Source organism: Billgrantia zhangzhouensis, from assembly GCF_021404465.1.
Classification (GTDB): domain Bacteria; phylum Pseudomonadota; class Gammaproteobacteria; order Pseudomonadales; family Halomonadaceae; genus Halomonas; species Halomonas zhangzhouensis.
Genome location: NZ_JABFTT010000011.1, coordinates 1 through 21,537 on the forward strand (window position 1 = coordinate 1; position 21,537 = coordinate 21,537).

Below are 21,537 nucleotides of genomic sequence, written 5' to 3' on the forward strand. Positions count from 1 at the left end.
TGTGCTGGAGGGCATGAACAACCGAATCAAGGTCATCAAGCGGATGGCCTACGGGTATCGCGACACGGCGTACTTCTTCCTGAAGATCCGTGCCGCGTTTCCCGGCAAAGTGCGATGAACCATAAAAAAGGCAAGGGGAGTCCCCTTGCCGCAACGTTCGAACACCGCGCCTCGGGCCTTGTGCCCTGGCGCGGTGCCTCGGCATTTTCGCCGGATTCGGCGCGATGTCAAGCCTGGTTACCGTGACCCTGTGATGAGTGGCACCGAATGCACGCGCGAGTCCCCGTGAGGGATTCGTCGGATTTTCACGACTCATCCGATAGGGGCAGCCCATCATGAAACCTTCGCGCGGTCAGCCGCGTAACGAAATACGTCAGGCACTGGCGGCCTATCGCGGCGGCTTTCGCAGCGTTGGTGTCTATAGCGCAGTGATCAATCTGCTGATGCTGGTGCCGCCGCTCTACATGCTGCAGGTCTACGACCGGGTGCTGGCCTCGGGCAATACCACCACGCTGCTGCTGCTGACGCTGATGGCGCTGGGCCTGCTGGCGTTGATGGGCGGGCTGGAATACGTGCGCAGCCTGGCGGTGATCCAGATCGGCGAGCGAATGGACGAACGCCTCGGTGAACGGATCTACGCCGCGGCCTTCGAGCGTGGCCTGGCCGGCCAGGGTGCTCAGGCGGGCCAGGCCACGCGGGATCTCGATTCGCTGCGCCAGTTCATCACCGGCAACGCGGTGTTCGCCTTCTTCGACGCCCCCTGGTTTCCCCTCTACCTGCTGGTGATGTTCCTGTTCCATCCCTGGATCGGCTGCTTGGCACTGGCGGGAGCGGTGCTGCTGGTCGGCCTGGCGTGGCTCAATGAGCGGCTTTCCCAGCCGCCGCTGCGTGAAGCGGGCGGTCTTTCGGTGCAGGCCGCCAGCACCGCCGAGGCGCAGCTGCGCCATGCCGAGGCCATCGAAGCCATGGGCATGCTGGGTGCGCTGTCGCGGCGTTGGGTGCGGCTGCATGGCGGCTTCGTGGCCCTGCAGGCGTTGGCCAGCGAGCGCACGGCGCTGATCACGTCCATTTCCAAGAGCCTGCGGGTGGCGCTGCAGTCGCTGGTCTTGGGGCTGGGGGCCTGGCTGGCGGTAGCGGGCCAGATCAGCCCGGGAACGATGATCGCCGGCTCGATCCTGATGGGACGCGCGCTGGGGCCCATCGACCAGGTCATCAACGCCTGGCGGCAGTGGTCCTCGACGCGGCTTGCCTACCAGCGGCTGGTGGCGCTGCTGGAGGCGCACCCGCCGCGCCGGCCCGGCATGGAACTGCCGGCGCCGAGCGGTGAATTGACGGTGGAGCCGCTCAGCGCGGTGCCGCCGGGGGGCACGGTACCGACACTGGTGCAGGTCGGCTTCCGGCTGGCGCCGGGCGAGGTGCTCGGCGTGATCGGCCCGTCGGGCTCCGGCAAGTCGACCCTGGCGCGGCTGCTGGTGGGCGTGTGGACACCGCGGATCGGCACGGTGCGACTCGACGGCGCTGAGGTCCAGCGCTGGGACAAGGCCCAGTTAGGGCCGCACATCGGCTACTTGCCCCAGGACGTGGAGCTGTTCGCCGGCAGCGTGGCGGAGAATATCGCGCGCTTCGCCGAGCCGGACTCCGAAAAAGTGATTGGTGCTGCCAAGGCGGCGGGCGTGCATGAGTTGATCCTGTCGCTGCCGCAGGGCTACGACACGTCGCTGGGGGATGGCGGCCTGGGGCTGTCCGGTGGGCAGCGCCAGCGCATCGCCCTGGCCAGGGCGATGTATGGTCCACCCGCGCTGGTGGTGCTCGACGAACCCAACGCCAACCTCGACGAGACCGGCGAGAAGGCCTTGCTGGAGGCGCTGGGCCGGCTGCGCGAACGTGGCGTCACGGTAGTGCTGATCACTCACCGCCCCACGGTGCTCAAGGCCACCACGCATCTGCTGGTACTGCGTGAAGGTCGCCTGCACAAGTTCGGGGCGACCCAGGAGGTACTGCAGGCGGCTGCCGCGTCGCGTCAGCCGGCGGCGAGCGGCCCGACGTTGATGGCGCAGAGTCCTTATTCGATGAACAGCACGATGAATGGCGCTTACGCCATGGGCGATGCCTCAACGAAGAACGGCGCCAACATGAGGGATAAGAGTGTCGAGACGGCTGCCGCGGGTGGCCAGGGAGGGCGTGCATGAGCACTCTCGACGAGCGTAAGACGTTGCGCCCCGCAGTGGAGCCGGCAACGCCCGATTGGCAGGCGCTGGCCTTGCGTCGTCAACGCCGGCCGAGGCGCCTCGGTGGGTGGTTGCTGTTGCTGGGGTTTGCCGGCTTTCTGACATGGGCGGCGCTGGCGCCACTGGACAACGGCGTGGCGGTGCCGGCCACCGTGGTGGTATCGGGCAACCGCCAGGCGGTGGAGCACCCCAGCGGCGGTATCGTCGGGCGGCTGTGGGTACGCGAGGGCGATCGTGTGACCCAGGGCCAGACGCTGGTCAGCCTGGATGCGACACGGCTGCGGAACGAAGCGGATATCTTGAACGTGCAGCACGGCGCTGCGTTTGCCGAAGCCGCACGCCTCGAGGCCGAGCGCGATGGCCATGAGCGTATCGAGTATCCCGAGTGGTTGGCGTCCACCGCTGACGTGGAACTGCTGACCGTGCTGGAGCTGCAGCGACAGCTGTTCGCCAGCCGGCGTGCCGCGCTGCAGTCGGAACTGGACGGTATCGAGGCCAATCTGGCGGGGCAGCGTTCGCTTGCCTCGGGCCTGGAATCCTCGCTGGTGCAGAAACGCCTTCGCCTGGAGGTGTTGGGCGAGCAGCGCGACAACCTGCGCGAGCTGGCCGGCGAGGGCTACATTCCGCGCAACCGGCTGCTCGAGGTCGAGGGCTCGTATGCCCAGATCCAGAGCGAAATCGCCGCCGATATCGGCACGCTCGAACAGACCCGTCGCCAGATCGACGAACTGCGGCTGCGCACGACCCAACGCCGCGACGAATATCAACGCGAGGTTCGGGAGGCCCTGGCCCAGGCTCGCCTGCGCGGGCAGGAACTGGCCGGACGCCTGGCGACGATGCGCTTCGACCTGGCGCATACGCAGTTGCGGGCACCGATGTCGGGCATCGTGGTGGGGCTGGCGCTACATACCGAGGGGGGAGTGGTACAGCCCGGCGCCTTGCTGATGGAGATCGTGCCGGAGGGCGAGCCGCTGCTGGTCGAGGGGCAACTGCCGGTAGAGCAGATCGACAAGGTGCATCCCGGGCTGCCGGTGGAACTGGCCTTTACCGCCTTCGAGCGTAGCACCACGCCTCGAGTGCCGGGCGAGGTGACGCTGGTGTCTGCCGACCGCCTGATCGATGAACAGACGGGAATGCCCTACTACCGGTTGCAGGTGGAAGTGGCAGCACAGGACCTGGAAGGGCTGGGCAGTGTCCCGCTGAAAGCGGGCATGCCGGTGGAAGCCTTCGTGCGCACCGGTGAGCGCACCTTGCTCAACTACCTGTTCAAGCCGTTGATGGATCGGGCGCGCACCGCCTGGGGGGACGCATGAAGGAAATAGCGATGGGGCTCTGCCTGGCGTTGGCGGCCATGTCCGCCCAGGCGCTGGATTTCCGCGAAGCTTACGAACTGGCGCTGCGCCATGACCCTACCTGGCAGGCGGCCCGCAGCGAGAGCGCCGCGGGCAGCCATGAGCGGGCGCTGGGGCGTGCGGCGCTGCTGCCCAACCTGAGCTACCGCTATACCCGCATGCGCAACGATGCGGAGATTCGCCAGGACATCCCCGCAGGCGCGACCCGTCAGGACATGGAGTATTCCAGCTACTCCTCGGGTTTCACCCTGACCCAGCCGCTGTTCGATGCCGCGGCGTTCGCCCAATACCGGGAGGGTAAGGCGCGGGCCGAGGCCGCCGGCCTGACCCTGGAGCGGGCCCGCCAGGCGCTGGCGGTACGCGTGCTGCAGGCGTATACCGAAGCCCTCTATGCCGAGGAGGAGGTAGCCCTGGTGCGCGCCCATGGCCGCGCCCTGCAAGAGGAGGCCGAACGCAGCCGACGCTTCGTGGCAGGCGGCGAGGGCACCCGCACCGACCAGATGGAGATCGAGGCGCAGCAGCGTCTGGTGGAGGCGCAGCTGATCGAGGCCGAGGACCGCCTGCAGGATGCCCGCAACGCCCTGGCGGTGTTGATTGGCCACTCGCCAGCCGCTGCGCTGGCGCCGTTGCGTGATGCCGCGCTCATGCAAGCGCCCGACCTCCTACCGCTGGAACAGTGGCGCGAGCGCGCCGTGGCCCATAACCCCGAGCTTGCCGCCCAGCGCAGCCTGCTGGAAGCCACTCGGCAGCAGCGTAACCGGCAGCGCGCCGGCCACTTGCCCAGCGTGCGGCTAGTGGCTCGCAGCCAGATCACCGACTCCAACGCCGAAAACCAGGTGGGGCAGCGCTACGACACCGATAGCATCGGCGTGGAAGTGCAGGTACCGCTATACGCTGGCGGGCGCGTGCGCGCCGCCAGCCGGCAAGCCAGCGACGCCCTGGAACAGGCGCGCCATGAGCTGGATGGCGCCACCGCCGAGCTGCTCAACGACGTCGAGCGCCAGTACCGCATGACCCTGAGCAGCCAGCGGCGCATTAACGCCTACCGCCAGGCCGTGGCCGCCGCCGAGGCGCGGCTCGACGCTACCCGACGCAGCATTCTTGGCGGCGAACGTACCAACCTCGATGCCCTCAACGCCGAACAGCAGCATGTCGAAGCCCAACGCGACCTGGCCCGTGCCCGCTACGACTACCTGCTCGCCTGGCTGTCGCTGCGCTGGCAGGCGGGCGTGCTCGACGCTGGCGATATCGAACGGGTGGCGCGAGCCTTTGCTCAGCCCATGCTGCAGGGTGACCTGGGCAATCGAGACGTATTAATAAGAATGATTATCTAAATTATTGACATCATAATTGCATTTGCAGATGATTGCTCTTCTTACGTATTACCTATCAAAACAGGCGCCCATGAGGCGCGATTCAGGGGATCCCAATGAAGCTGTCACTGTGTCATGGCCGGAGCATGATTCTGCCGCGGGAGGCCAGTCATACCTCAAAAGCCTGGTACATCAGCCAAATCTCGCTCACCGCGCTCATCTCGGTAACGCTACTTACCTCGAGTGGCGTACTGGCACAGTCCTCATACGACGCGACATCGCTGGAGACAGTGACCGTCACCGGCGAGAATCTCTACGAGAACGTGGGCTATACCCGCCGCAGTACCAGTGCCGGCACCGGCTTGACGCTTAGCCAGAAAGAACTGCCGCAGGCGATCAGCATTATCACAGAGCAACGCATACAAGATCAGAACCTGGACTCCATTGAAGCGGTGCTGAGCAATACCACCGGCATTTCGGCGCGCCATCTGGACAGCGACCGTATTGCCTTCTCATCACGTGGCTTCCGCATCAACAGCTACCAGTACGACGGCATCCCCACGCTCAATACCGATGGCCGCTGGTACTTCGGTGAGGGCCGACTCAATACGGCCATTTACGATCGCGTTGAAGTCATTCGTGGTGCCAATGGGTTGGTAAGCGGCTCGGGAAACCCGGGGGCTTCGGTCAACTTCGTACGCAAACACGCTGACAGCCGCGAATTCACCGGTTCCGTTTCTGGCACCCTGGGCAGTTGGGATAAGCGCGGCAGCACCGTCGACTTGACTACCCCCCTCACGTCCTCGGGCGATGTGCGAGCCCGCTTCATCGGCGGTTACGAGGAGGGCGGCGCCCACCTCGATCGCCAGGACAAGCGCCGCACGTTCGGGTACGGCATCATCGACGCCGACGTGACGGAGTCCACAACGCTGTCGATAGGCTTTGACTACCAGGATAGCCACACCTCTTCGCCGACGTGGGGCGGTTTACCGCTGTGGTTCAGCGATGGCACGCCGACGAACTACTCACGCTCCTTTAGCGTGGCGCCAGACTGGTCCTACTACGACTTCGAGTCCGAGAAGGTCTTCGCCAACCTGGAGCATCGCTTCGATAACGATTGGCGACTGCACGTGGCAGCGACCCACGAAAAGACCAATATGGATGGCAAGCTCGCCTACCCCTATGTCGAAGGGGGGCTGCCGGACCCGGTCACAGGAAGCGGCGTCTTCTTCTATACCGGCTGGAACCGCGGCGAGCGCACGGTCGATGCCATCGATGTGCTCGCCTCTGGCCCATACGCGCTGTTCGGGCGCGAGCACGAACTGGTCGTGGGGAGTAGCTACAGCGACCAGGAGAACAACTACGAGAATACTTTCATTAATGGCTTCAGCGTCGATGATTTCAACAACTGGAACGGCTCGGCGCCCAACGAAGGTTGGCTAGAATTCTCTCCATCCGAAGCGTCCAGCACGCGCCAGAAAGCCGTTTATACAGCGTCGCGGTTCTCGCTGGCTGATCCGCTAACGCTGATTGTTGGCGCACGCTACACCGAGTGGGATGGGATGACGCTGTTCCGCAGCCTGGATCGCCAGAGCAAGAGCGAAGTCACGCCTTACGGAGGCCTGGTCTACGACTTCAACGATACTTACTCGGCATTTGCCAGCTACACCGAAATCTTCGAGCCACAGAACTACCGCGATAGCAGTGGTCGCTACCTGGACCCCGTAGTAGGCAGGAACTACGAGACGGGGCTCAAGGCGGCATGGTTCGATGGATTGCTGAATGGCTCCTTCTCCGTGTTCCGGATTGAGCAGGACAACGTCGCTCAGGCGGATCCGCTCCTCCCTGGGCAAACCGAGACATTCTACTCTGCCGCCAATGGCGTGGTCAGCGAAGGCTTCGAGATCGAACTGAGTGGTGCGGTCACCAATGATCTCAACATGACCGTCGGTTACTCCCATTTCACTGCAAAGGCCAATGAGGGGGCTTTCAACACCGATCAGCCGCGCTCGCTGTTCAACCTCTTCGCCAGCTACAACGTGCCCCAACTGCGCGAGCTGACCGTGGGCGGTGGCGTTAACTGGCAGAGCAGCATCTTGGCCAGCAACCTTACCACCCCGGCCGGAATCCCCGCCGAGTTCGAGCAAGGTAGCTACACTCTGGCCAATCTTTTTGGTCGCTATCAGTTCACGCCGGAGCTATCACTTCAGGTCAACGTCAAGAACCTGTTCGACGAGAAATATTACAGCCACATCAATGGCTACGGCGTTTACGGCGAGCCGGCCAGCGTAACCACGACGCTGACCTACTCCTTCTAACCTGGGTGCATCCCGCGACTATCAAAGCGACAACGGTGCTTATTGAACAACGACCCTTGTCTGGCTGAATCAGGTGGGGGCCGATCACGCAGCAGGAGAGCAAAGCATGAGATGGCGTTGGCTTGATGGAGGCAAGATACTCTGCGTCGCGCTACTGGCGTCGACCAGCGTTGGCTTGGCGAGTGCGCAGCAGTATCCCCTCGAGATCGAGCATGCCCTGGGTACCACCGTAATAGCGGCAAAACCCGAGCGGGTAGCGACCGTTGCTTGGGCCAATCATGAAGTACCGCTGGCCCTGGGTGTCGTGCCGGTCGGTTTTGCTGCCGCCAACTTTGGCGATGAGAATGGCAATGGTCTGCTCCCTTGGGTCGAGGCACGACTCGAGGCGCTCGGCGCGGAGTCGCCCATTCTGTTCGACGAAGGGGATGGAATCGACTTCGAGGCAGTGGCGGCCAGCGCGCCGGACGTCATTCTTGCGGCCTATTCCGGACTCAGCCGCTCCGATTACGACACGCTGAGCAAGATCGCCCCCGTCGTCGCCTATCCCGAAGCCCCCTGGGCGACGGACTGGCGCGATATGATCCGACTCAACAGCACGGGCATGGGCATGGCCGAGGAAGGCGAGGCACTTATCGCTCGGATCGAGGCACAGATAGCCAACACCGCCGCCAGCCACCCTGAACTAGCGGGTAAAACGGCGATGTTCGTCACCCACCTTGACCCCACGAATCTCAGTCGTATCTCGTTCTATGCCGACAATGACGCGAGGGTGCGGTTCTTTCACGATCTCGGGCTGGCGTCGCCCCGTTTCGTGCAGGAAGTCTCGACCGAAGGCAAATTCGCCGGCGAGATCAGTTCCGAACGCATTGACGAACTAATGGATGTGGACATCCTCGTCATCTATGGCGGGCAGCCCTTGATCGATCGATTGTCCGCCCATCCGCTGACTTCCCGATTGCCCGCGGTTGAGCGGGGTTCGCTTGTCATGCTGGACAATAGCCCGCTCGGCACCGCCGCCAATCCTACGCCAATGTCGATCCCTTGGGTGCTTGATGACTATGCCGATCTGCTCTCGAGTGCGGCGCGCAAGTCGGAGTGAACGCGACCGGGCCCATGGTCCCGCTCTTTCCGTCTCACATCCGGGAGCGCGCAAGCGGTTCGGCTGGGGGGTGGCAATGGTGCTTCTGCTCGTCGTGGCCGTGGGGCTCTCCATGACCTTTGGCGCGCGCGATGTCGGATGGCCGGAGGTCGTGGCGGCGTTGTACGGTCAGGTCGATACCATCGGGGAGGCCGCCGTGGCGAGCCGGCTCCCGCGCACTTTTCTGGCCATTCTCGCGGGCGCAGCTCTCGGCCTGTCGGGCGGTGTCATGCAGGGGCTCACGCGCAATCCACTCGCCGATCCCGGGCTGCTGGGCGTGAACGCCGGGGCGGCACTTGCCGTTGTCATTGGGCTGGCGTGGTTCGGGATCGAAGACGCCACTCTCTATATCTGGACCTCGATCCTGGGTGCCGGACTGACGGCTGTCGTGGTCTATGCCATCGCCAGCCTTGGCCGAGGCGGAGCAACACCGCTCAGACTCGCGCTTGCGGGCGCGGTGACGACCGCGGCGCTGAGTTCCCTGACCACGGCGGTCGTATTGCCGCGCGGCGATATCGCCGGACTCGTGCAATCCTGGATGGTCGGCGGGGTCGGAGGTGCTACCAGGGACCAGATCGTACCGGTCCTGCCTTTTCTGCTCATGGGGCTTGTCGTTGCGCTGCTCTCGGCCCGCAAGCTCAACCTGCTTGCGCTTGGGGACGATACGGCAACCGGGCTCGGCGAGAAAGTGGCATTGGCGCGAGCCATGGCAGCGGTCGCAGCGGTATTGCTATGCGGCGCGACGACCGCCGTGTGTGGTCCCATCGGGTTCGTTGGGCTTGTCGTACCGCATGCCTGCCGCCTACTGGCAGGGAGCGATTACCGCTGGCTCCTGCCGTTTTCCGCGCTTGGGGGAGCGGTGCTGCTGACGTTCGCGGATGTGTTCGGACGGCTCGTAGCGCGACCGGCAGAGCTGGATGTCGGCATCGTCACCGCCTTTATTGGCGCTCCCGTCTTCATCTGGATCGTGCGCCGACGGAAGGTAGGGGCGCTATGAGTGAGCCGCTCCGGAGCGATCAGCTATGCCTCGCTGCTGCCGGAATCGCCCGGATTCGCCGGAAACGCGCCAGGCGGCGCTGGTATGTTTGGGCGGTTCTCCTGGCCTGCCTGCTGGCGGGGGTGGCACTGACATTGATGCGGGGGCAGTCGTTCACGCCGTCGATGACGCTGCTCCGCGCGCTCGGCGGCGCGGATGTGCCGGGAGTGGGATTCACCGTACGTGAATTGCGCCTGCCGCGGGCAGTGGTCTCGATTCTCGCGGGAATCTGCTTCGGCCTCGGGGGCGTCGCTTTTCAGACAATGCTGCGCAATCCGCTCGCCAGCCCCGACATCATCGGCATCAGTACGGGAGCAAGCGCTGCTGCGGTTTTCGCTATCGTGGTGTTGTCGATGAGCGGTCCGGCAGTTTCCATCGTCGCGGTCGTCGCGGGGCTAGGCGTCGCGCTTCTGATCTATGCCCTCTCCTGGCGGAGAGGCGTAACCGGCGCGCGGCTCATTCTTGTCGGGATCGGTCTTGCTGCGATGTTGCAGAGCTTTACCGCCTATTTGCTCATGCGTGCGCCGAGTTGGAGCCTTCAGGAGTCGCTACGCTGGATGGCCGGCAGTGTGAACGGTGTCCAACTGAATCAGGCACTACCGTTATTCATTGCCCTCCTGTTCTTCGGTGGGCTGATCTTAAGCTGCAGCCGCGATCTCGAAGCCCTGCGCATGGGCGATGACATAGCCGAGGGGCTTGGGGTCCGGCTGACGGCGACGCGTGTAAGCGTCATCGTCGCTGCGGTCGGGCTTGTCGCTTTTGCCACGGCGGTTTCGGGACCGGTCGCTTTTGTGGCCTTTCTTTCCGGTCCGATTGCGGCACGCCTGACAAGCCGGAACGGATCGCTTCTCATCCCTTCGGCTCTCGTGGGAGCTTTGCTTGTTCTTCTGGGCGATTACGTGGGCCAATTTCTTTTACCCGCGCGCTACCCGGTGGGGATCGTCACCGGCGTGCTCGGTGCGCCCTATCTCGTTTATCTCATCATTCGTGACAATAAGAGCGGAGGCGCCCTGTGAGCAGTCCCTCACTCCTCGTACACGACCTCATGGCGGGCTATGGTGAACGCACCGTGCTGGACGACATCAACCTGACGATCCCGTCGGGTAGGAATACCGCTATCGTGGGCGCGAACGCCTGCGGGAAATCGACCCTCCTGCGTACGCTCTCGCGGCTTCTCGTACCTGAACGCGGCAAGGTTTTGCTCGACGGTCTCTCCATCCACCGGCTTCCCGCACGCCGCCTTGCGCAGCAATTGGGTCTTCTGCCGCAATCACCCATCGCGCCTGAAGGAATCACCGTGCTCGATCTCGTCAGCCGAGGCCGCCATCCTCGTCAAGGCCTGTTCGCGCGCTGGAGTAGCGCCGACGAGGCTGCTGTAGCCGAGGCACTGGAGGCCACGCACACGACGGAACTGGCCGAGCGTGCCGTGGAAGAACTATCAGGTGGGCAGCGTCAGCGGGTCTGGATCGCCATGGCGCTTGCACAGCAGACGGGGGTTCTGCTCCTTGATGAGCCTACGACGTTTCTCGATATCAATCACCAGATCGAGGTGCTCGATCTTCTGACTGATCTCAATCGGATGCGTGGCACGACCATTGTGATGGTCCTGCACGAGCTCAACCTTGCGGCGCGTTATGCCGATATTCTTGTCGCCATGGCGAAGGGGAGGATCTACGCAATAGGAGCCCCGGAAAAGGTACTGACCGAACAGATGGTGTGGGAGGTCTTCGGCCTCGCGAGCCGAGTCATAGAGGACCCGGTCACAGGCAAGCCGATGATGATCCCGCTCGGGAGGCACATCGCGTGCGAGCCAAGTCGCGATAGGGTCGAAGAGCCGATCAAGAATACTCCCAGCGCTGAAATATGTGCCTAGTCTGGTTGTGATCCCGCTCGGTGAGCGTCGGGATGAGCGGGAGCGTGTCCACGGTGGTCTAGCGGCCCCGTTAGTCGCGAGAAGACAGCATCCTCTCGCCACAGACGATGGACTAGTGCCATCGCCACATGACCGACAATCAGCCCCAGCAGCAGCCAGGCCAGGGTGCTGTGCAACAGGTCGGCGGGCGCTACCATCCAGGGGATATCGCGCTCCGCTTCCGGCAGCAGTTCCATTCCATAGAAGAGCAGGTGGCCACCCCGGCCGTACTGACGCAGGATGGCCATCGCCGGTATCAGGATCAACAGCACATAGAAGGCCAGGTGCACGCAGCGAGCCGGCACGCCGGCCAATCCCCTTGGGCGGGGCGGTCGGTGATGGCGCTGGCTGTAAGCCCAGATGGCGCGTAGCAGCGTCGTCAGCAGGAGCATGGCACCCAGCGAACCGTGGGGGCCGATCCTCGCCAATAACAGGGTGACGGCGTTCTCGCCGGCCCCTTTCCAGGCTAGCGTCACGGTGAACAACAGTGTCACCTGCCCTGCCGTGAGCCAGTGCAGGATACGGCTGATGCGTCCGTAGCGATCTGGGGTATCCCGCCAAGGGGAGGGGTGGGGGCTGCGCCGATTCATCGTGTTGCGATCCTCGTAAAGTCGTTCAGCGACTGCCCTTGCCCTGGACGCTAGTCGCCATGCTGGTGACGTAGCGCTTGGGCAGGCCGCACTTGTTGATCAGGTAACGGCGGATGGCCCTCGCCACCTTGGATTCCGCGGCGTCCAGGCATAGAAGGGGGCGGTGTCATCGAGTTTCGCCGCCTCGCGGCAACCGCCATGACGGATGATCATCATAAGCAATCTTAATGCTATAAATAGTATTGATGTTTATCAATTTCATATGGGTTTGATGAATCATCCCCGCTGAGACGTTATCTCTGAGGGCATGGGAAAAATCGAATGGGAAAAGGGCGATGAAGATGGCGCGTCTCTGCTGGGCGGCATTAGCTGCATTGAGTTTTGCGGTGGGGTTTCTAGGCCTGTTTCTGCCCCTGCTGCCCACCACGGAGTTCATGCTGGCAGCGGTCTACTGTGCGTCGCGAGGTTCGCCACGTTTTGAGGCTTGGATCCGCTCGCGGCGTTATGTGGGACCGTTGCTCGAGAGTTGGGAAGCGGAGCGGGCTATCCCCCGGCGTGCCAAGTTCGTCGCTGTGGGGATGATCTTCGCCAGCATGGTGATGATTCTGCTGCACTTGGGCGATGGCTGGTTGCGCTGGGCGATTGCGGCAACGCTGGTTGGCGTGTCGGTATGGTTGGTAACGCGACCGGAGCCTTCTTCACCCATGCGCTGATCCTCCGCCTGATGAGGACTCTCCATGAGCGGCCATTCGGTGAGTCTGGCGCTGAGGGGGCAGCAAGCCCCCTCCTGTGTTCAGTACGAGTTCTAGGCAGAGTTGCACCTTTGAATGACTGTTGAGTACGGCTCATTGCGGCGGCTGGGCTCATGCCGGGCTGGCGGTGGGGCGCACCACGATCTCGCTGGTGTCCACATCGTCGGGCTGAGCGATGACGTGAGCGATAGCCGCGGCAATGGCGTCGGGCTTGAGGGCGATCTGGCGGAAACTCTTCATCGCTTCGGCGGCGCCGGCATCGGTGATGGTGTCGGCCAGCTCCGATTCCACCACGCCGGGATAGACGCAGGTGACGCGCAGCTTGTCGTGTTCCTGGCGCAGTCCGTCGGAAATCGCCCGCACGGCATACTTGGTCGCACAGTAGACGGCGGCGGTGGGCACCACATAGAGCCCGCCGACGGAGGAGATGTTGATCACCTGTCCGTTGCCCTGGGCCTGCATGGTGGGCAGTACGGCGGCGATGCCATGCAGCACGCCGCGGATGTTGACGTCGATCATGCGGTCCCATTCGTCGACCTTGAGCGAGGCCAGGGGCGAGAGCGGCATGACGCCGGCGTTGTTGATGATCACGTCGATGCGGCCATGAAGCTTCAGTGCGGTATCGGCGAAGGCCTGCACGTCTTCCCGCTGGGTGACGTCCAGCGTGCGGTAATCCACGCTGCCGCCCTCGCTGCGAATGGCCTGGACCAGCGCTTCCAGCCTGTCGGTGCGGCGTGCGCCGATGACCAGCCGATGCCCGTGGCTTGCCAGCAGGCGGGCGGTAGCCTCGCCAATACCGCTGCTGGCGCCGGTGAGAAGGATGACTTTACTCATCAGGGTGACCTCCGTATGGATGGCTTAAACGACCTCTCGCCGGGCTCGGATAGCGACCCGTGGGTGAGCCCAGGAGCCAGAGCGTCGTTGAGACAAGCCTACGGAGGCGGTGGAAAGGCCAACAGAGTCAATCCTATCGAAGTCTTGCCTAATCCTATTTTAAAGATTGGATATAAATGAAAATTTGCCGTGATAATTGCATAAAAATAAGATGAGGAGGAAAGAGGAGTTTGCGTGTGGCTACCCTGTCTTCCCCTTCCCCCCAACAGCGAATGATCGAGCTGCTGTATCGGCTGGCACCTCATGAGGGCTATACCGAGTCACTGCTGGATGGCGTGCGCTTCATGCGTTCGAACCGCCCGCTGAAGCTCACCCCGGTGCTGTATGAGCCGAGCATCGTGATCGTGTGCCAGGGGCGCAAGCGAGGTTACCTGGGTGGCGAAGTGTATCTCTACGATGCCCTGCACTATCTCGTGCTGTCGGTGCCGCTGCCCTTTGCCTCGGAAACCGAGGCCAGCCCTGAGGAGCCGCTGCTGGCCATTTCGATTCGGCTGGATATGGCCGTGGTGGCGGAGCTGGTCTTCGTGTTGGACCAGGCGGATGCACGCTCTGCGGCACCGCCGCGGGGCATGCTCTCCACGCCGCTCGATGCGCCCATGTCAGACGCCACGCTCAGGTTGCTCGAATCGTTGGGCTCGCCCATGGAGGCTCAAGTGCTGGCGCCCAATATCGTGCGGGAGATCTGCTACCGCGTGCTGGTCGGCGAGCAGGGCGGCAGTGTGCGCGCGGCGCTGGCCCAGCAAGGCCAGTTCGGCAGGATCGCCAAGGCGCTGCACCGCATCCACGCGGAGTTTGCCGAGCCCCTGGAGGTGGGGGAGCTGGCCAGCGAAGTCGGCATGAGTACGGCGGCCTTTCACGTGCACTTCAAGGCGGTGACCCAGACTTCGCCCCTGCAGTACATCAAGTCGACGCGGCTGCACCAGGCCCGGCTGCTGATGATCCGTGATGGCCTGCCCGCAGCGGCCGCCGCTGCCCGGGTGGGCTACGAGAGCCCTTCGCAGTTCAGCCGCGAGTTCAAGCGCTTCTTCGGCCGGCCGCCCGGCGAGGAAGTGCGCGAAATGAAGGCCTCGCTGGTGCTGTTGCCGCCGGCCCAGGCGGCGGGCATGGCGCAGCCGCATTGAGAGTTTAGGGTGATAAGGCTGGCGCCGCTGACTCATCATCAGCGGGCCAAACGCGTCAGAAAGATAGCTGACGCTCAGAACCAACTTACGGTCAGTGCAGCGAGATCATTCGCCGCCTGCTCTTTCGTGCAGCCACCATGAACCATCTTGTCTGACAATGCTTCAGAAGCTCCGATCAGGCCAACGCAGCGACGGTGGTCAGCCTCGGCCGGAAGGCGAGATAACGGTGCCAGCACTTCCACCACTGCTACATAGAAGTGGAAAGCCAGTCACCAATAGCGGCAAAAATCTAAGGTGGGGGGCATGCTAAGTTTGGCCGCGTGCCAATTCGCGGCTACGATTGGCAGCCGCGGAAATGGTTCTCGATATTAAAGAAGACAGTCCCTGCTCGGGTGACATCAGTTGGTCAAGACCTGCTGCTGTCGTACCATTTGGAGACGTTACACCTTGGCGCAGGTCAATGAGAGATTCGTTGGTTTCTATTGCAAGCATGCTAGAACCTGCCACGGTCTTCTTTGCAAGGTCCAGCGCTATTTCCAAAGGCAGCCCTTCCGCCTGACCTGCTGCTGCCATGGATTCGATCATGTGAAATACATAGGCGGGACCGGAGCCAGAAAGTGCGGTGACAGCGTCGATTTGTGCTTCCTCGTTCAGCTCCACCACATCACCCACAGCCTCCATGACCTCCAAGGCAAGAGCCACATCTTGCCGTTCAGCTTTGTCGTTTCCGGTGATGGCCGTTATGCCCTGGCGAATCATTGCCGGTGTGTTCGGCATGGCACGGACAATAGGGGAGTGTGGGAAGAATGCCTCCCAAGATGAAAGGGTAATGCCTGCAACTACCGACAGAACGAGGGTGTCTTTACCTATTGTGGGTAATTTTTCTGCGATAGTATCCAAAGACTGAGGCTTAACGGCGATAACGACGACTGCAGGTGCGTGCGGTAATTTTCCTCCCACATTCACGCCAAGCTCTCTGAGCTCCGCGCGTGGAAATGGGTCCACTACATGAACGGCTGAAGGATAAATTCCACTGGCAAGCCAGCCGTCTAGCAAGGCCCCACCCATACGCCCGCAGCCTATGAGGACCAATCCCCGTTCATTCACTTTCCAAGACATGACTAGCTCTCCAAGGTTCTTTTCTTTCTATGGCGAAGGGCATCTTTTTCTAGGGCTGCGGCGAAAATCGGTTCCCAGCTACGAATGTGATAATGCAAGAGCTTGAGCAGCTCATCTTTCTCACCAGCCTCAATGAGGTCAATAATGCGGTAATGTTCCTCAACGGACTCACGTTGCCGATCTATCCCGGCACCTGATCGAATCCCGAAGAGCCGCATCCTGTCCCGAAAAGCTAGTGCCGTCTGTGCTAACAATTCGTTGCCGGAGGCTGCAAACAAGGCATCGTGAAAGGAACGGTCAGCGATGAGGTAAGCACGCACATCATCATCGTTCACGGCTTGCTCAATCTCGCGAGCATATTCCCTGAGCATCTCAGTATCACACGACGCATTGTCCATCATTAGCTTGGCAGCTTGAAGCTCCAATAAATCGCGCATATCGAAAAGGTCATGTAACTGTTTCTTGGTAGGTCGTGATACCCGAAACCCTCTGTTTCGGACTGGCTCTACCAAGCCGGTATTTGCCAATTCAAGCAACGCCTCACGCACCGGCGTCGTCGAAACGTTAAGCTCGGCCGACAGCGCAGGAACGGAGTAAAGGGTGCCAGGAGGGCTTTCTCCCGAAATGATCTCCGACCTCAGTTGCTTGAGGATACGCTCACGAAGGTTCTCTTGCATCGCATTGATCACCTAGTTTCTGACCACTCTCATCATGATATTGCCTTGCGGTTGACAAGTCCAGATAGTGAGCGCACTATAGTAGTGCGCTACAGTAAAGTATCTATTGTGGAGGTGCATCGTGACAGAGAAGCGGCTGAAAGGATACTGCACCCTTTGTCGTTCACGCTGTGGGTCGGAGACGGTCGTGGCTGGCAAGCGTGTCCTATCTGTCGAGCCCCTTCGCGACCACCCAACCGGTGGTGCGCTCTGTGCAAAGGGGCGCGCCTTGCCCGAGATGGTTCACAGTCCCGAACGTCTAAGATCTCCTCTCCGGCGAATCTCACCCAAGGGAGCCCCTAATCCCCAATGGAAGGAAATTAGTTGGGAAGAGGCGCTAGATGAAGTGGCTACCACGTTGGCTTCCATCAGAGAGGAAGATGGCGCTGAAGCAGTGGCATTCGCCATTACGACACCGAGCGGGACGCCGATGGTGGATAGTTTCGAATGGGTCGAACGCTTTGTCCGATGCTTCGGATCACCCAATCTAATTTACGCCGTCGAGGTATGTGGGTGGCACAAGGATTATGCACATGAACTGACTTTTGGGCGCGGTATCGGCTTCGCTGACTATGAAAATGCCGACGTTATCCTTCTTTGGGGCCATAACCCTGCGAGAACCTGGCTTGCGCAGGCGAGTCGAATTGCTGACGCTCGCAGCCGTGGCGCAAATATTGTGGTCATTGATCCCAAGCCAAATGGATCTGGACAGCAAGCTGATCTATGGCTGCGAGTTCGGCCGGGCGCCGATTCGGCACTCGCTATGGGTGCCATACGCCACCTGATATCAACGAAAACTTATAACGACGCGTTTGTCCGCCGATGGACGAACGCATGCTTGCTAGTAAATCTTGAAACAGGCCGCCTTGTGCGTCAGGAAGATCTCTGGGAAGGAACTGAGCTTCCCGGTTTTGTAGTTGTCGATGGGAGCGGAAAGCCGCAAAGCTTCGACCCCAGAGCCGCCGATACAGTGACTGATAATCTCATGCTCGATCATGAGATTCGATTGATTGATCGGAGTGGCACAGCGTTTTCTGCCAGAACGGTTTTCTCACTACTGAGGGAGTCAGCCGAACCATACACCACAGCACATGTAGCTGAAGTCAGTTGGATAGGCGAGGCCGATCTCATACAATTCTATACCTTGCTAGAAGGTGGTCCCAAACTGGCTTACCATTCGTGGACAGGTGTCGGGCAGCATACCAATGCTACGGCTATTGAACGTACCATCGCTAGCTTATATGCCCTGACAGGCGCGTACGATCTACCAGGTGGTAATATATGGCCCACTCCACCACCCACGCGTGCCGTCAACCAACTATCACTTCTACCAAAAGGGCAGAAGGAAAAGACACTTGGCCTTTCCGAACTTCCGCTTGGGCCGCCGTCCCGGGGCTGGGTCACCGCTCGTGATTTTAGTCAGGCTGCCATTGAGCATCAGCCTTACCGAGTCAAGGCATTGGTAAGCTTCGGAACCAATTTGGTGGTATCGCAGGCCGATGCAGAGCGCAACATGATAGCACTGAACGCACTGGACTTTCATGTTCATGCGGATGTTTTCATGAATCCGACAGCGGAATGTGCGGATATCATTCTCCCGGTAAATCTTCCACCCGAGCGCGATGCACTAAAGATAGGCTTTGAAATCGACCAGGCCGCAGTAGAGACCATCCAGTTCCGCCCCAAAATGGTCGAATGTGAGTTCGACGCACGTGCCGACTACGAAATTGTTTTCGAGCTTGCCTGCCGCTTGGGGCATGAAGATGATTTCTTTGGCGGCAGTATCGAGGCGGGTTGGAACTGGCAGCTTGCTCCGTTGGGTGTGACGGTAGACGAATTAAAAAAATTGCCTGGCGGAAGCCGGTTTCAACAAAAAAATCCAATGAAGAAATATTCTCTTCCCGATGGAAGTGTTCGGCTCAAAGGCTTTCCCACCGGCTCGGGCCTGGTCGAGCTTTATTCGGAACAATTGTTAGATATTAGCTATCCTGCCATTGCCTGCCATATTGAGCCGGAAGAGAGTCCGCTACGTGGGAGGCGTGAAGGGACAAACTTTCCTCTTACGCTGACTACCGCAAAGTCTGGCTGGTTCGTGCATACCTCGCACCGACATATCTCCTCTCTACGAAAAAAATCACCTGACCCAACAATGGAAATCAGCGCGGCACTGGCACGCTCTCGCGGACTCTTCGAAGGGGACTGGGCTTATATCACAACCTCTTACGGCAAGGCTGCACTACGGGTGACGCTGAATGAGTCGCTGGATGATCGTGTGGTCATAGCCGACTTCGGCTGGTGGCAGGCTTCACTTGCCCTCAACCGTAGCTCGTCACCTGTGTTCGGACACAATACTAGCAATATCAATGCCGTGCTGAGCGACACATCACGTGATCCTGTCAGTGGGTCTGTCCCATTACGCGCCGTGCTTTGTGACATCAGCCCTCATCCGATCAGGAATATTGGACGCTGGAATGGTTGGCGCGATTTTACCGTCACACGAGTGCAGGTCGAAGGGAGTGATATTGTCGCTCTTGAACTGACGCCACTGGACGGCAAGGCGTTGCCAGAGTTCCTTCCAGGACAGCATGTTGTTACTCGTATTGCCGAAGGCGGCCCCGTCCGTTGCTATTCCTTGCTAGGATCCGGGCTGCCATCCAGCAAACTGTCGATTGCCGTCCGTTGCCAAGGTACAGAGTTCGATGCGCGTGAAGGAAAATCGCTCTCGGCTGCCATTCACGGATTATCTGTGGGAGATCAGCTACAGCTTAAAAACCCAACAGGTATTTTCACTCCACCCACTTATAGCGACCGTCCCCTCATCTTTCTTGCGGCAGGCATTGGCATCACCCCGTTCATTAGTGTCTTGGAGCGCCTTGCCGTCGAGGGATGCAAAGCAGATATCATGCTGCTGCACGGGTGTCGAAGTGGTGTCGAGCACCCCCTTTCAGAGAGGTTGAACGAACTTTGCGAGGAGCTGCCCAGGGTGCATCGCATCACGGCATTTTCTGCTCCTCTGCCGAGCGATGCGGCAGGCAAGGATTATGCGGTACATGGCCGTGTGGATTTTACGGCCGTAACACCACTTTTACCAAGCAGGCCTCTTGTCTACATCTGTGGATCTCCCAGTTTTACAGAAAGTGCGATGCATGCAATGAGTGAGCTCGGTATTCCGCCGTACGATATCTGGTCTGAGGTCTTTACCTCACCTAAATCTGTGTCCATGGATTTACAGCCACAGGTGGTTCACATCAGAGGAACCGGGCGCAGCTTTGAGTGGCGCCCAGAATTGGGTTCGCTACTCGACGCCGCCCTTGAGCATGGCGTCGCGCTGCCTAGCGGTTGTCGCGTTGGCCAATGCGAGAGCTGCATTTGCAAACTTGTCGACGGAAAGGTCGCGCATCTGGGTGGCAGCGAACCAGAAGAAAATCAGTGCCTAACCTGTCAGGCGGTGCCGCTGACGCGAGTAACAATAGCCATATAGAATAAATTCAACAGAGGTAAGTGTCATGTCCAATCAAAGACCAGATCCCATAGTGGCTCAAAGGGGGGGAGAGAGCGTTCAAGAGTTGAAGCCCGGTGAAGAGCGCAGCATGCTCAAGACATTTACCGGCGGTTTCGTTAACGCGTTTGATCGATATATGCCCGATCCGCTGATCTTGGTGCTTTTCATTACATTAATCGTGTTCGTAGCCGGAATGATTTTCCAAGGGCAAGGAGCGGTCGCGATGCTTGGCTATTGGCAGGATGGATTCTGGAATCTGCTGAGCTTTGCGATGCAGATGACTCTCATCCTCGTTGCCGGCTTCACCGTAGCACGTACTCCCTTGTTCATGGGCTTGGTCGATCGCATCGCTAACGTGGCGAAAACGCCGGGGCGTGCCATTTTGACAGTGAGCTTCACTACGCTTGTCATTTGCTGGATCAACTGGGGTATGGGCCTGGTGGCCGGCGCCATATTGGCTCGTGAACTGGCACGGCGTGTCGAGGGTGTCGACTATCGGCTCTTGGTGGCCAGTGCCTACGCCGGGTTCATGAGTTTTCATGCTGGGCTGTCGGGATCGGCAACGCTACTTGTCGCTACGCCGGGGCATTTTCTGGAGGACCAGGTGGGGTTGATCCCTACCAGAGAAACGATCTTCGGAGTGCTCAACCTAAGTATTTGTGCCGCGATCCTCATCGTGTTGCCCTTAACATGCCGTTTGTTGATGCGCGGTATCAACAAGCCGGTGACCGTCGAGATCGACAAGCTCAAGGATGAAGACATCAAGGACAGCCCGTCGGAGACACTGCGTCCGGCCGAGCGCATAGAGCGCTCCAAGACGCTCGCCTGGGCCAGTGCGGCGCTGGGTTTTGCTTCGGTTTCCGTGTATGCCATGAATGGCGGCGGGCTCAATCTTAACATCATCATTTTTATACTTATCTTTCTGGGCCTGGCGCTGCATGCCAGTCCTCGAAGTTTTCTCTCGTCAATTGATGAAGCTGCGCGTGGTGTTTCGGGTGTGTTGATCCAGTTTCCTTTCTATGCCGGGATTATGGGCATGATGGGTGCCTCGGGCCTGGGGGCTAGCCTGGCGCAGGGATTTACCAGCATTTCGACGGCTAGTACATTGCCGTTCGTCAGCTTTCTCTCAGCGGGTGTGTTAAATATCTTTATACCTTCAGGAGGTGGGCAATGGGTGGTTCAAGGGCCGATCCTCGTCGAAGCGGCCCAGTCACTGAACGCGGATATTTCGGACGTTATCATCGCTTTTGTCTGGGGCGATGCTTGGACCAACCTGATTCAACCGTTCTGGGCGTTGCCCGTACTGGCAATTGCCGGGCTCAAGGCGCGTGATATCATGGGTTTCTGCGTTATCATGATGGGTACGACAGGCATCGCCATTGCAGCCGCATTGTTGATAATCTAAGTGACGAGAGGCATGAGCTGCCAGTATTGGGTGCGTCTTTCAGGGATGCCTGGCCAGCGAAGTCGGCATAAGTACGGCGGCCTTTCACGTGCACTTCAAGGCGGTGACCCAGTCTTCGCCCTCTGCAGTACATCAAGTCGA

The 21,537-nt window shown here is 60.5% G+C and carries 17 protein-coding genes; 13 read left to right on the top strand and 4 right to left on the bottom strand.

Going from position 1 to position 21,537, the window contains the following annotated elements; translation table 11 throughout:
- From HOP51_RS14420 to HOP51_RS14460, 9 genes are all read left to right on the top strand, one after another.
- Positions 1–118: transposase (locus HOP51_RS14420; RefSeq protein WP_138143452.1), on the top strand; the 118-nt coding region annotated here is incomplete at its 5' end.
- A gap of 217 nt (positions 119–335) precedes the next feature.
- Positions 336–2,189 (top strand): type I secretion system permease/ATPase, encoded by a 1,854-nt coding sequence (locus HOP51_RS14425; RefSeq protein WP_276574358.1) that lies wholly within the window; start codon positions 336–338, stop codon positions 2,187–2,189.
- Complete coding sequence (locus HOP51_RS14430; RefSeq protein WP_234274607.1) at positions 2,186–3,541, top strand: HlyD family type I secretion periplasmic adaptor subunit; 1,356 nt, start codon at positions 2,186–2,188, stop codon at positions 3,539–3,541. The genes HOP51_RS14425 and HOP51_RS14430 overlap by 4 nt, the downstream gene beginning before the upstream one ends.
- Positions 3,538–4,914: a TolC family outer membrane protein gene (locus tag HOP51_RS14435; protein WP_234274608.1), complete on the top strand. Its 1,377-nt coding sequence runs from the start codon at positions 3,538–3,540 to the stop codon at positions 4,912–4,914. Before HOP51_RS14430 ends, HOP51_RS14435 begins: the two co-directional genes overlap by 4 nt.
- Positions 4,915–5,009: 95 nt before the next feature.
- Entirely contained in the window at positions 5,010–7,211 is a 2,202-nt protein-coding gene (fhuE, locus tag HOP51_RS14440; protein WP_234274609.1) for a ferric-rhodotorulic acid/ferric-coprogen receptor FhuE, read from the top strand.
- Positions 7,212–7,386: 175 nt separating this feature from the next.
- Positions 7,387–8,310, top strand: coding sequence for an iron-siderophore ABC transporter substrate-binding protein (locus HOP51_RS14445; RefSeq protein ID WP_234274610.1), 924 nt, complete (start codon positions 7,387–7,389; stop codon positions 8,308–8,310).
- Between the two features lie 76 nt (positions 8,311–8,386).
- Positions 8,387–9,346, top strand: a complete 960-nt coding sequence (locus HOP51_RS14450; protein WP_234274611.1) for a FecCD family ABC transporter permease — start codon at positions 8,387–8,389, stop codon at positions 9,344–9,346.
- Positions 9,343–10,401: a FecCD family ABC transporter permease gene (locus HOP51_RS14455; RefSeq protein WP_234274612.1), complete on the top strand. Its 1,059-nt coding sequence runs from the start codon at positions 9,343–9,345 to the stop codon at positions 10,399–10,401. Before HOP51_RS14450 ends, HOP51_RS14455 begins: the two co-directional genes overlap by 4 nt.
- On the top strand, positions 10,398–11,258 hold the full coding sequence (locus HOP51_RS14460; RefSeq protein WP_407061812.1) for an ABC transporter ATP-binding protein: 861 nt from the start codon (positions 10,398–10,400) through the stop codon (positions 11,256–11,258). The genes HOP51_RS14455 and HOP51_RS14460 overlap by 4 nt, the downstream gene beginning before the upstream one ends.
- Here HOP51_RS14460 and HOP51_RS14465 read toward each other — a convergent pair.
- Positions 11,255–11,887, bottom strand: a complete 633-nt coding sequence (locus HOP51_RS14465) for a cytochrome b (RefSeq protein WP_234274613.1) — start codon at positions 11,885–11,887, stop codon at positions 11,255–11,257. The two genes, HOP51_RS14460 and HOP51_RS14465, sit on opposite strands and share 4 nt — an antisense overlap.
- Positions 11,888–12,222: 335 nt before the next feature.
- Here HOP51_RS14465 and HOP51_RS14470 point away from each other — a divergent pair, with 335 nt between their 5' ends.
- Positions 12,223–12,600 (top strand): YbaN family protein, encoded by a 378-nt coding sequence (locus tag HOP51_RS14470; RefSeq protein WP_234274614.1) that lies wholly within the window; start codon positions 12,223–12,225, stop codon positions 12,598–12,600.
- Positions 12,601–12,750: 150 nt separating this feature from the next.
- Here the strand turns inward: HOP51_RS14470 and HOP51_RS14475 are convergent, their stop codons facing one another.
- Positions 12,751–13,473, bottom strand: coding sequence for an SDR family oxidoreductase (locus HOP51_RS14475; RefSeq protein WP_234274615.1), 723 nt, complete (start codon positions 13,471–13,473; stop codon positions 12,751–12,753).
- Between the two features lie 236 nt (positions 13,474–13,709).
- Here HOP51_RS14475 and HOP51_RS14480 point away from each other — a divergent pair, with 236 nt between their 5' ends.
- Positions 13,710–14,654: an AraC family transcriptional regulator gene (locus HOP51_RS14480; protein ID WP_234274616.1), complete on the top strand. Its 945-nt coding sequence runs from the start codon at positions 13,710–13,712 to the stop codon at positions 14,652–14,654.
- A 306-nt stretch (positions 14,655–14,960) separates the two neighbouring features.
- On the opposite strand, the gene proC is transcribed toward HOP51_RS14480, so the two are convergent.
- Both proC and HOP51_RS14490 read right to left on the bottom strand, forming a co-directional pair.
- Positions 14,961–15,773: a pyrroline-5-carboxylate reductase gene (gene proC, locus HOP51_RS14485; RefSeq protein ID WP_234274617.1), complete on the bottom strand. Its 813-nt coding sequence runs from the start codon at positions 15,771–15,773 to the stop codon at positions 14,961–14,963.
- A gap of 2 nt (positions 15,774–15,775) precedes the next feature.
- Positions 15,776–16,450: a GntR family transcriptional regulator gene (locus tag HOP51_RS14490; RefSeq protein ID WP_234274618.1), complete on the bottom strand. Its 675-nt coding sequence runs from the start codon at positions 16,448–16,450 to the stop codon at positions 15,776–15,778.
- 121 nt (positions 16,451–16,571) lie between these two features.
- Here HOP51_RS14490 and HOP51_RS14495 point away from each other — a divergent pair, with 121 nt between their 5' ends.
- Positions 16,572–19,970, top strand: a complete 3,399-nt coding sequence (locus tag HOP51_RS14495; protein ID WP_407061813.1) for a molybdopterin-dependent oxidoreductase — start codon at positions 16,572–16,574, stop codon at positions 19,968–19,970.
- A gap of 109 nt (positions 19,971–20,079) precedes the next feature.
- Positions 20,080–21,396 (top strand): short-chain fatty acid transporter, encoded by a 1,317-nt coding sequence (locus tag HOP51_RS14500; RefSeq protein WP_234274619.1) that lies wholly within the window; start codon positions 20,080–20,082, stop codon positions 21,394–21,396.
- Positions 21,397–21,537 lie beyond the last annotated feature (141 nt).

What these genes read in the sequence shown, in the direction of transcription:
- HOP51_RS14425 (WP_276574358.1), top strand. Translation starts at nt 336, where the DNA reads ATGAAACCTTCGCGCGGTCAGCCGCGTAACGAAATACGTCAGGCACTG.
- HOP51_RS14430 (WP_234274607.1), top strand. Translation starts at nt 2,186, where the DNA reads ATGAGCACTCTCGACGAGCGTAAGACGTTGCGCCCCGCAGTGGAGCCG.
- HOP51_RS14435 (WP_234274608.1), top strand. Translation starts at nt 3,538, where the DNA reads ATGAAGGAAATAGCGATGGGGCTCTGCCTGGCGTTGGCGGCCATGTCC.
- fhuE (WP_234274609.1), top strand. Translation starts at nt 5,010, where the DNA reads ATGAAGCTGTCACTGTGTCATGGCCGGAGCATGATTCTGCCGCGGGAG.
- HOP51_RS14450 (WP_234274611.1), top strand. Translation starts at nt 8,387, where the DNA reads ATGGTGCTTCTGCTCGTCGTGGCCGTGGGGCTCTCCATGACCTTTGGC.
- HOP51_RS14455 (WP_234274612.1), top strand. Translation starts at nt 9,343, where the DNA reads ATGAGTGAGCCGCTCCGGAGCGATCAGCTATGCCTCGCTGCTGCCGGA.
- HOP51_RS14465 (WP_234274613.1), bottom strand. Translation starts at nt 11,887, where the DNA reads ATGAATCGGCGCAGCCCCCACCCCTCCCCTTGGCGGGATACCCCAGAT.
- HOP51_RS14470 (WP_234274614.1), top strand. Translation starts at nt 12,223, where the DNA reads ATGAAGATGGCGCGTCTCTGCTGGGCGGCATTAGCTGCATTGAGTTTT.
- HOP51_RS14475 (WP_234274615.1), bottom strand. Translation starts at nt 13,473, where the DNA reads ATGAGTAAAGTCATCCTTCTCACCGGCGCCAGCAGCGGTATTGGCGAG.
- proC (WP_234274617.1), bottom strand. Translation starts at nt 15,773, where the DNA reads ATGTCTTGGAAAGTGAATGAACGGGGATTGGTCCTCATAGGCTGCGGG.
- HOP51_RS14490 (WP_234274618.1), bottom strand. Translation starts at nt 16,450, where the DNA reads ATGCAAGAGAACCTTCGTGAGCGTATCCTCAAGCAACTGAGGTCGGAG.
- HOP51_RS14500 (WP_234274619.1), top strand. Translation starts at nt 20,080, where the DNA reads ATGCTCAAGACATTTACCGGCGGTTTCGTTAACGCGTTTGATCGATAT.